The following is a 13,745-nucleotide window of genomic DNA, read 5'->3' as shown; positions in this document are numbered from 1 at the left end:
TTAAAAAATCTTATGATTAGAACTGCGAATTTACGGAATATTCAAAAATATCAACAATTTGCAACAGATAATCTAATTTTAAAATGCAAACTCCAATTTATCTAATTTTAACTTACATTTAACAAAAATTAACAAGTACGTTTTAATGAATAAAATCACCATACTCATTCACTGTAAAGATTTACCTGGCATCATTGCATCGGTTACCAACTTTATTACTGAAAAACAAGGTAATGTTATTTACTTAGATCAGCATGTAGACCGGGAACAGAACATATTTTTCATGCGTTTAGAAAGTGAATTTCAAGACGTTAACTTTTCAACAGAAACTTTTAAAGATTGTTTTAAAAGTAATATTGCTGATGAGTTTAATATGAAATGGCGCATATATTCTTCTGAAAAGAAACCTAAAATGGCGCTTTTTGTTTCTAAATACGACCATTGCCTTTACGATTTGTTAGGCCGTTATAATTCTGGTGAACTTAATTTAGAGATTCCTTTTATAATAAGTAACCATAACGACTTAAAACCTATTGCCGATAGTTTTAAAATACCGTTTTACCATATTCCTGTTACCAAAGACACTAAAGCACAGGCCGAAGTCAAGCAATTAGAGTTGCTAGAAGCACATAATATCGATTTTATTGTACTGGCTCGCTACATGCAAATAGTTTCTGGTACATTAATAAATAAATACCCAAATAAAATAATAAACATACATCACTCCTTTTTACCAGCCTTTGTGGGCGCCAAACCTTATCACTCTGCTTACAAACGCGGTGTTAAAATTATTGGAGCTACAAGTCACTACGTAACCGAGGAGCTAGATGCCGGACCAATTATTGAGCAAGATGTTGCACACGTATCGCATACATATACTATAGATGCACTTATTGCCAAAGGAAGAGATTTAGAAAAAATAGTGCTAGCCAATGCGATAAAATCACATTCAAACAGAAAAGTTATGGTGTATAACAATAAAACCGTAATTTTTTCGTAACTTTTTAATCCATTAATAATCAACACTTAGAACCCTTAAAACCCCTCAAAAAAGTGCTCTTAACTAACACTTTTTAATTTTTTATCAATATAACTTGTGACTTATCAGTTTTTCCTGTGTCTTAATAATGTGGAAAAACAACCATTAACTAAATTTTAATTTTTATGAAAACAAATTTATTTTTAAGCCTAGCTTTAATTTTCGGAATCGGGTTTACCCAAGCTCAAAACTTACCAGCAAATCCTGATCCAGGGAAATGTTATGTAAAATGTATTACAAAAGATGAATTCAAAGACATCGAAGAAACTATCGAAGTATATCCAGCATATTCTGTTTTAGAAGTAGTTCCTGCAACATACAGAACTGTAGAAGATCGTGTATTAGTAAAAGAAGCTGCTAAGAAATTCGTTTACGTTCCTGCAACTTACGAAACTGTTGAAGTACCTTACGTAAAGAAAGAAGGTAGAACAGATTTAAACATCAATCCTGCAACTTTCGGTTCTAGCTCTAGAACTTTCGAAACTTACCCAAAAACTTCTGGATGGGAATACAAGGAAACTGCTTGTGATTCTCCTAACAAGGAAGATTGTGTTGTAGCATGTTTTGTTGAATATCCTGCTCAATCTAGAGATGTAAGCTTTACAACTTTAGCTACAGATGCTTCAACTAGCCAAGTGCCAGTTACAGAAGTAAACACAGTATACAAAAAACGTGTTATCAAAACTCCAGCAAGAATGGACGAAATTGAAATTCCTGCAGAATACTCAACTATCAAACGTCAAGTTGTTAACACTCCAGCATCTACTAGAACTGTAACTGTACCTGCAAAAATGCAAACTGTTACTAGAACTGTATTAGCTAAGAAAGGTGGAATTACTACATGGGAAGAAGTTGATTGTGGATTATTAAAATCTAACGTATTACCAATTTTTTACGAAACAGGTAGCGCTCGTATCACTCCAGCATCTAAAAAAATTATTGACGAAACATTATTACCATTATTAAACAGCAAGCCTGTGAGCATCGAACTAATGTCTCATACAGATGCTAGAGGAAATGATGATTTCAACATGTCTTTATCTCAACAACGTGCTAACTCAGTAGTAAACTACTTAGTATCTAAAGGAATCTCTAGAAACCGTTTAACTGCAAAAGGATACGGAGAAACAAGATTAGTAAACCGTTGTGCTAATGGTGTTGATTGTTCAGATAACGAACACCAAAAGAACAGACGTACAGAATTTAGAGTTATACAATAAAAACATTGTAAATTCTATTACAATTTTAAACTGAGGGGTTAGTTTAATTATCGAAAAGGGCATCTTTTAATTAAGATGCCTTTTTTATTTTTCAATATTTTGGGCGTTACCACAAGGGTCGGGCTTTACGTTGCAAATCCTCGCGCCACCGATTATCATCGGCCACGCTGTGGGTTTTACACTGCAATCCCTAACGCAAGTATTTGCCAACCAAATTCATTCTCAATTCAGCATTAACATTTAGCTAAACCAGTTCTTCATGATTATTAAAATAAAAATCTATGAGCACTAATAGACCAACGGTAAAGTTTTAATTAAAATAAGAAAAAACTTCAATTCTTATTTTTTAACCTAAGGTATATCTCTATATTTAATCCTTAATTCAATTAAAACACTCAAATAAAACAACATGAAAAAAGTAATTTTTGCAGCAACATTAATGTTTCTAGCCATTATCAACACATCTTGCGATAGTAATGATGATAAAGATGACACCTCGGGAATTCAATACCCAATTATCCTTAAATTCTCTCATGTAGAAGAGAGCTTCTCTTATATTAAAGATGGAACAGAAACCGAAGAAGTACCCGATGATGTTTTAGCCGCTTATTACGAAAACACAGGAATAGGACGCAACAAAGCCGAAATAGAAGAAGAAAATAAAGACGATTATTTTAAATTTATAAGTGACACAGAGGTGGTAGTTGCTCAATATGGCGAAATCTATAATGTAGATTACGTATTTGAAGACGGATTTCTTCACGTCTATTATGAAGACGAAGATGAGGATGGAGAGATCATTAAACTGTTACTAGGTAAGGGCGACCTTAATAAATTAGAATACCTATACTCTTCAATAGTTTTAAAAGTAGAAAACGGAAGTAGCGGATCTGCCAGTGCTTACGAAGATGCCGGAGATATACCATATTTTCCAACAACTTTTGACAACTCTGTAAATTTCCATAATTACGAGAATATTACAGATATACAAGGTGATGAAACCTATTTATTAATACACAACTTAGCTGATGTTTATATTAAAGAATAAATAATTTCCTTTTACAAAACAAAAAAACTCAGGGTTTATATCCTGAGCTTTTTTGTTTTAAAGGAATTAGTTCTCTAATAAAACTAACGCTTATTGTAAACATACTCTGGGTATGTTGTAACTTTCTTTTCTACCTTTATTCCGTATTCTCCAAGATTAGAAGACATAAACTCAAAATATTTGTAATGAATTTGCCAATCATGTAACTCTTCATTTTTAAACTTCTTATCAAAAACAATGGGAGTTTCTAACAAAAAAGATAATTGATAAGCAATATCCGTTACAGAAGCGTTATCTGCCTGTATATCTGAATCGCCTATTAAATATTTAGAATTATTTATCCCCCAGTCTATTTGGTTAGTATCCCAAAACTTAGCATCATCAATATTAAAAACCAATACATCTCCTTCCTTTTCATACTCCTTTCGGCGTAACTTTAAAGCTTTACTAATACTGTTTTCTTTATTTTCAAAGGCTTTAGAGCCTTCTTCAAAATACATCTTGTAATACTTATTATCTTCTTTAGAAATTTTAATTTGCGCTTTATTACTATGTAACGCATAAGCCATAATATCTTGTAAACGCCCTTCAATCTCTAAATATCCATTTCTATTAACAGCCTGAATTCCGGAACTAACACTATGATCTACTTCCATTTCTAGAAAATCGAAATCTCTTCTTCGCTTTATAGGGTTCTCTATAGCGACCTCTTGTTTGTATTCTTCTAGCTTAAAAAAATCATCAACAGCAATAGTTTTTTGATTTCTAGCTAAAAAACCACCAATTCTATAAGCCTTTAAATCGGCTGCATGCCCTTCCCATAGTTTTTGTCCATCAGCATTAAATAAAATACCATAAGGTAGACTAGCAATATTGTTTAAAGCAAAAGTTTCGCCTTCATAATCTGTGGCAACGGCCAAACCTGTATTGTGTTTAACCATAAACTTATTTACAACTTCTGCACTTTCTTGAGTTAAAGACAGAATGTAAAAGTTTTTAGGAAACTGCTGTTGTAACGATTCTAAATATTTAGAAACATGAATACACGGGCCACACCATGTTGCCCAAAAATCTACAAAATACAACGCGTTTTCATCCGTGGTTGCAATCGAAGATTTTTTAATGTTCTTTGATATATGTATTTGCCCAAAAAAAATCATTGGAGTTAAAACACATAACAAGCAAAGTACTAATTTTCTTATTTTCATTATAATACAGCTTAATATAGAGTCAATTTAATAATATATTGTGATACACACAATAATTGTGCTAAAATAGTATTTTAAAAAAAGAGAATGGTTTTCATTTGTAAAATATATCTTTGTCTTTTAATATAAAACCCAATATCATGATTCGCAAAGCACTCGTTTTCTTATTAATATTTAATCTTACGGCATGTGCCGAACTTCAACAAGTAGTTAGTCAACTACCACAAGCAGGTGGCGCATTAGGCACTACCGAAATAGCATCAGGCTTACGTGAAGCTCTAGATTTAGGTATTGACAAGCAAGTAACAAAACTAACACAAACCGATGGTTTCTTTAAAAACGATTTAGTTAAAATTTTATTACCAGAAGAATTACAAAAAGTAGACAAAGCCCTTAGAGACATAGGCTTAAGCAGCCTTGCAGACGAAGGTTTAAAAGTACTTAATAGAGCGGCAGAAGATGCTGTAAAAGAAGCAACTCCTATTTTTGTTGACGCTGTAAAAGACATTACGTTTGCAGATGCTAAAAACATTTTACTCGGTAGCAACGATGCTGCAACGCAGTATTTAACATCTAAAACACAAACAGCGCTTTACGATAAATTTAATCCTGTAATTAAAAGCTCGTTTGGAAAAGTAGGTGCCGATCAAGTATGGAGTAATTTAATTACTAAATACAACGCATTACCATTTACTAGTGATGTTAATCCAGATTTAACAGATTACGTAACAGGTGAAGCTTTAAAAGGTGTTTTTACAATGATTGCCGTTGAAGAAACTGAAATTAGAACTAAAGTATCTTCTAGATCTACAGATTTATTAAAAAAGGTTTTTGCTTTGCAAGACTAGATTTTTAAACATAAATAAAAGCCGCATACAGTTTTAAATTGTATGCGGCTTTTTTTATGGAATCAATTGTTGCAAAAACACAACCGGCTTAAACAAAAAACGTATTCATCTGAAAATCAATTAAAAAGAATTAAATAATTAAACAAAAAAGTGTATATTTATGTTCTACTTAATTCCCTTTAATCGTTATGAACCGAGTTGACAGTATTAAAACAGACCAGCACAGATTAAGCCAACGCTATAAAGAACTCATAGAGCAAGCTTATAATTTCCGCCAAACCGATTCCGCTTTAAGTGATATTTCAGAATATCGAGCTATAAAACTTCTCCATAAATTAAACCGATTAAAATACCTGATTAGAGATTCTAATATTTATGAATAGCACCTTTTCTTAAGACAACTAAAACTGATTTTAGAACAAAACCAAAATCACATTTTTAATTAAACAGAGGTGCATACTTCATTGTTATGCTTCCGCTAGCTAAAGGCTTCTCAAAATCAATACCTATTCTAAAAGCACCTTTTCCTTCTCGCAGATGCTCTACAGGAACAGGCTCTGGATTAATAACAACCTTACCTCCTCTGCTTTTTATTTCAACTTTTATCTTTTGATTTTTTCCGGTAAGGATTATAGTGTTGGCATCAACAATTTCATATTTAGAAAACGTCGTAATTGCCGTTCCAAAAATTACGGGTTTAGATGTTTTAAAATCGTCTTGAATGGTTATTGCCCCAGCACCAGACTTATCATTCACCATTATTCTAGATAAAGATTCTAGCACAGCCAATTCATACGCCGCGCTAATATCCATAACCACTTTATCTTCCGAAGCGGTAAGTTTAGTTTCTGTTATTTTTCCTTCAAACTGGCGTCCGTTAGATTGTAAAGTATTATTAATTCGAGGAACAGGATGTCCCCAAGAACTTCTAGCTTTATTGGTTGGAGAAAAAGACCCCGCACGATATGATGGCGCACCAATATCTCCTGAAATTAAATCTTCTCCTAAAACTAAAATATAAGTTCCTACATCACTATGATTGTGGTTTTCTTTATTGTGTCCAGCTTTAACCGCCACAGAAAATGGTGTGTTTTGTTTTCCTCGCGAAATAACCATTCCAAAATCGTTAAAATAAGAATGATTTGGCACTTCAAATGGTTCTGTATTTGTAGTGTTTCTAGTTGTAAAATCTTCTAGGTTTTTCCAAAAAATAAGTTGTTCTACAGCTTGATCTAAAATATTTTCAATAGGTTTTCTTGCCCCATATTGCTTTGCTGCCAATACATAAGCAAAATTTCCTTCGTTATTTTTAACGATAGAGCTACCATCGGCAAAAGGTGCAAATTTTTCATTTTGAATATGGAAATTCTCAGGAAAATCGGCTACTCTATTCAGTTTATCAGGATCATGACCTTCAAACAAATTAATTTCCCCATCGGTGTAATCGAAAAGTATTTCGGCCAAATATAAGTAATGGCCGAAACCATAACGCCAATACCCAACACCTTCCGAGCAATAACCATCGGCACCAAAACCACTGATATAATGTTTCATACTATTAATAGCAGAACCAATTGCCCCAATACGCTCATCTCCATCTATTGCATTCGCTATAGACGTAAAAACAGCACCACTAGTGCACACGGCATTCCAGTTACTTTTGCCATCAATCCAATGGTTGTTTTTATCGGGAACCTTACAACTTTGCAAATAATTATCCGTGATTCTGTATTGAAGTTGTGCTTTAATTTCACCTCTTAATTCTTGTGGTAATTGGTCTTCCAGAAGTATTTCAGCTACAGTTAAAACCGAACCAAAACGTCTTGCTCCTAAATCTATCGAAACTCGTTTTCCTTCTAGAACACTATTGTTTCTGTCGTCATGATTAGGGTGTAACCACGATTTCATATCCATAATAGCTCTTAGGTATGTTTTAATTTGAGGAACAAACCGTCCTTTATTTTCTAAACATTCAGCTAAAATAAAATGCTCTAAACGTATCATGGTATCGTAATACCTCGGTTTATAAATAGCCCGATTTCCTTCTTTATTGGCTCTTCTATAAATTTCATCAGAAATTGGAACCTCTGGAGTTTCATCTAAAAAAGACAATGCTTTTTTTAAATAAGTTTTACCCGATTCGGTTTGGGCGACTTCATTCCAGAATGTTCTATCACTAATTTTTGGCGCGGGTTGAAAGACTTCATTTGGAATGACATTTTTAAGCATTTCTATTTGCTTATCCGAAGGGTAAATAGTTTCTCCGTCAGCTTGTTCCAAATAAGCTTTAATATCTAAAACTTCATGATTTTGAGCAAAACCATTAAAGGTGAATACTCTAAAAACAAGCAAAAACAATAAAACAAAAACATATTTTTTTCTATTGAAGCTTTTCTTTTTAACCAACATATTCAGCTTTACTTTAGAGTTACTTTTACTATTTTATTTGATGAATCGTAACGCCCATTTTTAGAAACTCCATTCACTTTAAGTACTGATGTCTTCTTAGAGCTATACAAACTCACTGTTGCTTTTTCTTGACCTTGATAGATTACTTTTGGTGTTGCTGAAAAATCTTCTACTAAAGCCGTGTATTTCGATAAAGAATGTATTAAAACTTGATTATCTCGACGCAAATAACTGCCATGCCCGATAAACATTTCATCAACATTATTAATTTTTGTTTTATCAGCTTCAACTTTAAATTTTAAAACCGTTAAATAAGCATCGGTTTCCCAACCATTCATATTATTTACACTATTACGATGCTTTAATCTACCATCGGCTAAAAGATTAAAATATACTTCTGTTGTTTCACCATTTTGGGTGATAGAAACACCTAAAAAATCTTTCCCTTCAAAACGTTTGATAATTGGTAAGTTCTCTTTATTTTCTTCGGTTTTTAGAGTGATTGCTGAAATAAATTTGGTTCTAGCTGTTTCTTCAAAATGACTGATAGACCAATATTTTGATCTGTTTTCTGGATGATGATCTTCATATCCCAACTTTTCTTCTAGACGCATTTGCTCGGGAAAATCGTGAGGTAATCCTCCTTCAGGAAAGGTTTCTGGATATAGCGAATTTACTATAACCTCAGCATCGCCATCTTTAATTGATAGGTCTAAATCTTTACGTTTAGATTCTCCATTGTAATGCAGCAGCCACTCAAATTTACCTGGTTTATGAGCCAATAAATCGTCTATCACTAAAATAACATCACCAACCCAAATAAAATTACGATAATTACGAGCTAGTGTTTGCGCATAAGGCCCTGTGGCATTAGCTAAAATGTATTTAAAATTGTCGCCTTCTATTAAATTATGTAGCGACCCTGGGTTTGCAACTCCAAAATAAGGATCTTTTCTATTCTGCCCTTCACCATTAAAAAGTACTACATTATGCGCTTCACTTTGGCAGTAATATTGAGTGTAAAGCGGATTTCCATAAGATGCATTTCCTGAATCGATAATTAAATTTTTTCCGTTATGAAATAAAATATACGATCCTGCATCGGCATGCGTATGGTTCCAAGTAAAACCAGATTTCACGGCTAACATGGTAGCATTTTTATCCCAAGAATTACGCATGGTTGCCCACCCCATATCTTTAAACAAATGTGATGTTGCTAATTTAGGCGTATAATTACTTGCTATTTCTGGTAATTTAGGATGTAAAACGAGTCCGTTAGGTGTATCTAATTGCAAACCCTCTTTATCATTTCCTGCTTTGGTTTGATTGATGTACCAAGCATAATCGTTTTTCTTATATCCCAATTGCCATAGTAATGTTAGGCATGCGTTTCCTGTTTTATTGATAAAACTATCTCCAAAGTTTACAGACATCGGTTTTCCTCCATCAACGTAATAAGTGGTTTGAATAAAGAAATCGCCTATTTTATCCAAAATTGGTAAATCGACCTGTTTCGTATTTGGTAATGCCGATTGCAACGCAAAACGAAACAATAAATATTGAGAAATACCGTAAGACGCATAGTTTATACTTTCGTAAAAGCCACCGTCCTGATCGAATGTTGGCGGTTTATTCTGTAATACACTACCCGAATAGTTAACAAATTCGGTAGCGGTCTGAGCAATATCATTCACCCAGTTTTTAGCCTCCGGAACTTCGTTTCTAATTGCTAAGGAGCTAAAACCAGCCATATAAACACAAGCACTCCACCAGTTATGCCCCATAGTATCAAACGTATGAAAGTTTGAATTTGGTAATAACCAATCGTCTAAAGCAGGTTGAATACCAACGCGCACTAAATTTTCAGCAATATCCTTTCGTTCTTTTTTAGTTAGGTAATTATAAATACAATCGAACCCTATTGAAATGAAAAAACTAGTATGCGAAGTATTTAAACCTCCTTTCCAAGCTGGTGTTCTGTTTAATAAATTAGCGCCTTCCCAAGTAGCTTTTGATGTATAATCTATCAATATTTTTTTAATCGTTTTGGCGTATTTCTCATCGCCCGTCATACGATAAGCTAATCCTAACACTTGACAATTATCGGCCTTAAATCGATCTTTTAAAACTAATTCGTCTGCATGTTTTAATTGCTTTTCCCAGCTATTTTTTATGTCGTTATCAACTTTAATTTGCTGTTTTAAATTAGCAATATTACTATCGGTGTACAACAGATAATTTCTTTTTTGGGCTGTGACTATCATCACAAAAAAGCAGCAAATAATAAATGAGATTCCTTTTTTCATAGTTCTAAAATGAAACATTAATGTTTAATATTTATATTCTATTCAATATTACTTATTTATGCATTAAATGAATATAAACCATTAACCATTGTCTGTAAATTATAGCTTTTATATATCGATTCTCATTTTTTTGAATCATAATAAGTCATAAAAAAAGCCAAGACTAACTAAAATTACTTTTAGAGCATCTTGGCTTAAACATTAGAATCAACAACGCTTTCTAAACAAACAAATTTAATCGTTGGACCATAACGTCATATTATAACTTAACTAGTTTTTTCACGGTTGTTCCTTGATCACCTGTAAATTTTATAAAATAAACTCCTGTACTCAAGTTTTTCAATGAAACTTCCATATTGTTTTCAGATAGAAAAAATCTCGATTCTAAAACACCATTAATATTATATATTTCTAACGATAAATTAGATCCATTTACCACAGTAAGCACTTCGTTTGCTGGATTTGGATATAGAATTATTTGAGGTAAGTTAAAATCACTAACGCTTAAAGTCGTTGTTCCATAAACCTCAACCTCTGCTAAAGACAATCCTCGATCTGATGTTTTTGATATTTTTATAATTCGCCCTACTTTATTATCAACATCTATAGTTAATGGTCGCGAAGACGGATAGTTTTCATAAAATTGTGTAAACGTAACATCCCCATTATTGTTTAAAATTTCTACAGTAAAATTGTTCAAATCATTAACATAATTACTACCTGTTCTACCATAAATTACAATTTCCCAAATAACATTATTGGCGCCTAAATCTACTTGCCACCATTTAGATGTATTAGACCCAGTGCTTCCATGTTCGGTATGTGTTACGGAACCACTTCCATAATTACCATTAGTATTTCCATCGTTACCGCGAGTAGCATCTCCATCGTATGCCGTTGTAGATTGTGAAGCAATGCCTCCATTTGAAGCTAAAGCTAGGTTAACTAATTCAGGTGTTTCTTGATGAAACTCAAACCAATCTAAATTGAAAGCGCCATTTCCAAAATATAAATAAACCTCATGGGTACCCGTAACATTTTGAAGTAAAGATTCTGTAACCTGCTCCCAAACTTCCCATCCGCCTGTTTTTGGAACGGTAGTTTGAGCTATTAAAGTACCTTCTGTTGGGTGTCCTAGCATAACATTTACAAAACCGTTTTCTTCAGTTTCATCAGTAGGATAACCTGCTACATTAAAAGTAATTTGTGTTGGAGCTTCCGAAGTAAAATCTACACTACCATATCGAATCCATTCATTATCGTTTATCCCTCCTAGGTATTCATTATTTATTGGAACCACTCCAAACATATCACAATATGTTAATGCATCTATTTGAGAATATGCATTGTAATTTACACCGCTACATTCATCATTATTAAAAAAGAAGTTATCCATATTTAAAAAAGAAGACCCCGTCCCTTTAAAAACAAAGTATAAATCGTGTGTTCCTGTTATTTCAGAAGTCGTATAGCTAGAAAATATTTCATAATTATCATTGCTTCCTGTATTTCCTACTACTACACTTGTTAATAATGTACCGTCTACTGCTCCACTTCTAACTTCAATAATACCCCCACTGGTAGAGGATGCTAAAACTTCAATTTCATTGTAAACATCGTCATTTCCAAAATGAACATTATTAAATCTTATATAATCGTCGTTATCAATATCTCCAATTGATTTATTAAAGATAGACAAATCATACACTGTTATTCCTGATGAAGCACAGAAATTCTCGGCACTTATTGGAAGAAACGGATTGTATGAAGCCTGAGAACAAGCGTCTTTATTAAAAGATAATTTATCCAAATTAAATAGCCATCCTGTTTGGCTCACACTGGTGAATACAAAACAGATATCGGTTTCCCCGTTAGCAACTTGATTTAAGTTTGCAGAAAACTCTAAATAATTAGATTCGCTACTGGTACTAGTTATGGGTATTGTAGCGAGTAAAGCTCCGGTATTACTACCTGTTCTAACTTCTATAGACACATCATTATGTATACTAGATACTATGGCTTCAATTGAAGTCATATCAGTTAAATCAATAGCATTAAAATTTATCCAATCTCCTGTATGTATACCATAGACCTCTTTTATATTTGGATTACCATTTATTTCTCTAGTGCCTATACCAGACATGGTATCATAGCATTCAGCTTCAAGTTTGTTTACCGTATTATTACAAGGCTTTGTTGTAATACAATCGGTTAACTGAGTAATTGTATTATTAGATCCATTATCTTCAACTGGTCCACAAGAAAAAACATTACAATCTGTAGCACTCTCTAAAATCAAAGGATAAGGTGTATTGTTTGTAAATGTAATATTGTTAGCGTTTCTAGAAGGTATTGGCTCTACAGAACCTGCTAAAAACCTATTTGCAGGTCTTGTACCTCCTAACACAATTTTAATATCTGGATTATAGTAAGTTGTACCATCGTGTATTGTAATATTATGATTGGTTCCTCCTGCATAAAAATAAGGTGTATCTCCAATTTTAGGAATATAATTATCTAGGATAGTAACTTCATAAGAAGCGTTAGAACGAGAAATATCTTCTGATAGAATTGGCCCAACTGATGCATCTGCACGACAATTAATAACATCACCATCATTACCTAACCAAAAACCACCTTCGCAAGCAAGTGCTGTACAGTTCTCAATTCGTTTATTATCTCCACCTTCAGCTCCTGTATTTACACCTACACGCATTTTAACAATGGTACAATCTATAACTGTTGTATTTTCAGTACCTCTACTTACACCTGTAGAATCCCCATTAGAATCGTGTATAACTCCGGTAGAATAAGCTCTAATACCAGCTTCTTGAAGACTGAAGGTATAATCACTTGTATGATCTTTTAAATTAAAACCCCAAACGGTTTCAAAATCTACATTATCCGCAGGAGAATCTGTACCTTCTTCTTGTAGCATTTCTCCAACGGTACGTAATTCTCCCTCAACATAACAACCTTCTATTATTGCATTATGAGAACCTTGTACAAATATACCATGGCCGTAAGCTCTCATAATAACACTACAATTTTTTATATGGTTTCTGTCTCCTCTAACCAAAATACCTGCATGTTTTTGATGAGCAATAACAGAACCTCCTCCTTTACCAAAAGTATCGCCATATCCATAAGGAAAAGAACCTCTTACGGTTGTTTTAAAACCTTCTATTAAATTATCTGCACCATCAAGATGTATTGAAGCTGCTCCTTTAGAAGGTACAGTCATCCCAATATCTTCCATGGTTAAATTCAAGTAAACATTATCATTTCCGGCTGCCCAAAACTCAATAATATCAGTGTTTCCGTATAATTTGAATATTTTAGTATCAATTTCAAATTTCACATCGGTAAAGTCAAATTTACAGTCATTTCCAGTAAACAAGAGTAATTTTGGATTTGAAAATAATTTATCTGGTCCGCAATTAGTTTCATTAAAGTAATATGTCCCGGGAGTCATTACAAAATCTCCATCATTGTCTCCTAAGTGACTCCTTAACTCCACAAGCGTATTTATTGTTGTTTGGGCTTCTAAGTGTCCAACCCATAAAAACAAGACAGGGAGAATTAATAATTGTATATATTTTTTCATTATTTGATGTTTTTTGTTGAAATTAAAGCATGACAAAAAGTGTTTACTTAACACATAAAC

At 33.1% G+C, this 13,745-nt stretch carries 9 protein-coding genes; 5 read left to right on the top strand and 4 right to left on the bottom strand.

Translation table 11 applies throughout. The annotated features are described in order from the left end of the window. The first annotated feature begins 145 nt into the window (after positions 1 to 145). The 3 genes from purU to GQR98_RS11805 all read left to right on the top strand — a co-directional run bounded on the left by purU (position 146) and on the right by GQR98_RS11805 (position 3,307). Positions 146 to 1,000 carry a formyltetrahydrofolate deformylase gene (gene purU, locus GQR98_RS11815; RefSeq protein ID WP_159019674.1) on the top strand — a complete coding sequence of 285 codons (855 nt, stop codon included), beginning with the start codon at positions 146 to 148 and terminating at the stop codon, positions 998 to 1,000. Positions 1,001 to 1,164: 164 nt separating this feature from the next. After that, on the top strand, positions 1,165 to 2,259 hold the full coding sequence (locus tag GQR98_RS11810) for an OmpA family protein (RefSeq protein ID WP_159019673.1): 1,095 nt from the start codon (positions 1,165 to 1,167) through the stop codon (positions 2,257 to 2,259). Positions 2,260 to 2,668: 409 nt separating this feature from the next. Continuing rightward, the gene (locus tag GQR98_RS11805; RefSeq protein ID WP_159019672.1) at positions 2,669 to 3,307 is read left to right on the top strand and encodes a hypothetical protein; all 639 of its coding nucleotides are present in this window, start codon (positions 2,669 to 2,671) and stop codon (positions 3,305 to 3,307) included. Between the two features lie 83 nt (positions 3,308 to 3,390). Here GQR98_RS11805 and GQR98_RS11800 read toward each other — a convergent pair whose 3' ends face one another. Continuing rightward, entirely contained in the window at positions 3,391 to 4,515 is a 1,125-nt protein-coding gene (locus tag GQR98_RS11800; RefSeq protein ID WP_159019671.1) for a TlpA family protein disulfide reductase, read from the bottom strand. Positions 4,516 to 4,655: 140 nt separating this feature from the next. On the opposite strand from GQR98_RS11800, the gene GQR98_RS11795 reads away from it, so the two are divergent. Together GQR98_RS11795 and GQR98_RS11790 are read left to right on the top strand one after the other, a co-directional pair. Further along, positions 4,656 to 5,363, top strand: a complete 708-nt coding sequence (locus tag GQR98_RS11795) for a DUF4197 domain-containing protein (RefSeq protein WP_042495638.1) — start codon at positions 4,656 to 4,658, stop codon at positions 5,361 to 5,363. A 188-nt stretch (positions 5,364 to 5,551) separates the two neighbouring features. Continuing rightward, positions 5,552 to 5,746 (top strand): Lacal_2735 family protein, encoded by a 195-nt coding sequence (locus tag GQR98_RS11790; RefSeq protein ID WP_074937721.1) that lies wholly within the window; start codon positions 5,552 to 5,554, stop codon positions 5,744 to 5,746. 55 nt (positions 5,747 to 5,801) lie between these two features. Here the strand turns inward: GQR98_RS11790 and GQR98_RS11785 are convergent, their stop codons facing one another. The 3 genes from GQR98_RS11785 to GQR98_RS11775 all read right to left on the bottom strand — a co-directional run bounded on the left by GQR98_RS11785 (position 5,802) and on the right by GQR98_RS11775 (position 13,685). Further along, on the bottom strand, positions 5,802 to 7,772 hold the full coding sequence (locus GQR98_RS11785; protein ID WP_199270197.1) for a hypothetical protein: 1,971 nt from the start codon (positions 7,770 to 7,772) through the stop codon (positions 5,802 to 5,804). Between the two features lie 8 nt (positions 7,773 to 7,780). Further along, a complete protein-coding gene (locus GQR98_RS11780; protein ID WP_159019670.1) occupies positions 7,781 to 10,078 on the bottom strand; it encodes a heparinase II/III family protein in 2,298 nt (765 codons plus the stop codon). 259 nt (positions 10,079 to 10,337) lie between these two features. Continuing rightward, positions 10,338 to 13,685: a carbohydrate-binding protein gene (locus GQR98_RS11775; RefSeq protein ID WP_159019669.1), complete on the bottom strand. Its 3,348-nt coding sequence runs from the start codon at positions 13,683 to 13,685 to the stop codon at positions 10,338 to 10,340. Between the last annotated feature and the right edge of the window lie 60 nt (positions 13,686 to 13,745).

Source organism: Algibacter sp. L3A6 (assembly GCF_009796825.1).
Lineage (GTDB): Bacteria > Bacteroidota > Bacteroidia > Flavobacteriales > Flavobacteriaceae > Algibacter.
This window is presented reverse-complemented; position numbering and strand designations above follow the sequence as displayed.

Bases quoted from the DNA above. Each gene is read 5' to 3' on its own strand.
- purU (WP_159019674.1), top strand. From the start codon at position 146: ATGAATAAAATCACCATACTCATTCACTGTAAAGATTTACCTGGCATC.
- GQR98_RS11810 (WP_159019673.1), top strand. From the start codon at position 1,165: ATGAAAACAAATTTATTTTTAAGCCTAGCTTTAATTTTCGGAATCGGG.
- GQR98_RS11805 (WP_159019672.1), top strand. From the start codon at position 2,669: ATGAAAAAAGTAATTTTTGCAGCAACATTAATGTTTCTAGCCATTATC.
- GQR98_RS11800 (WP_159019671.1), bottom strand. From the start codon at position 4,515: ATGAAAATAAGAAAATTAGTACTTTGCTTGTTATGTGTTTTAACTCCA.
- GQR98_RS11795 (WP_042495638.1), top strand. From the start codon at position 4,656: ATGATTCGCAAAGCACTCGTTTTCTTATTAATATTTAATCTTACGGCA.
- GQR98_RS11790 (WP_074937721.1), top strand. From the start codon at position 5,552: ATGAACCGAGTTGACAGTATTAAAACAGACCAGCACAGATTAAGCCAA.
- GQR98_RS11785 (WP_199270197.1), bottom strand. From the start codon at position 7,772: ATGTTGGTTAAAAAGAAAAGCTTCAATAGAAAAAAATATGTTTTTGTT.
- GQR98_RS11780 (WP_159019670.1), bottom strand. From the start codon at position 10,078: ATGAAAAAAGGAATCTCATTTATTATTTGCTGCTTTTTTGTGATGATA.
- GQR98_RS11775 (WP_159019669.1), bottom strand. From the start codon at position 13,685: ATGAAAAAATATATACAATTATTAATTCTCCCTGTCTTGTTTTTATGG.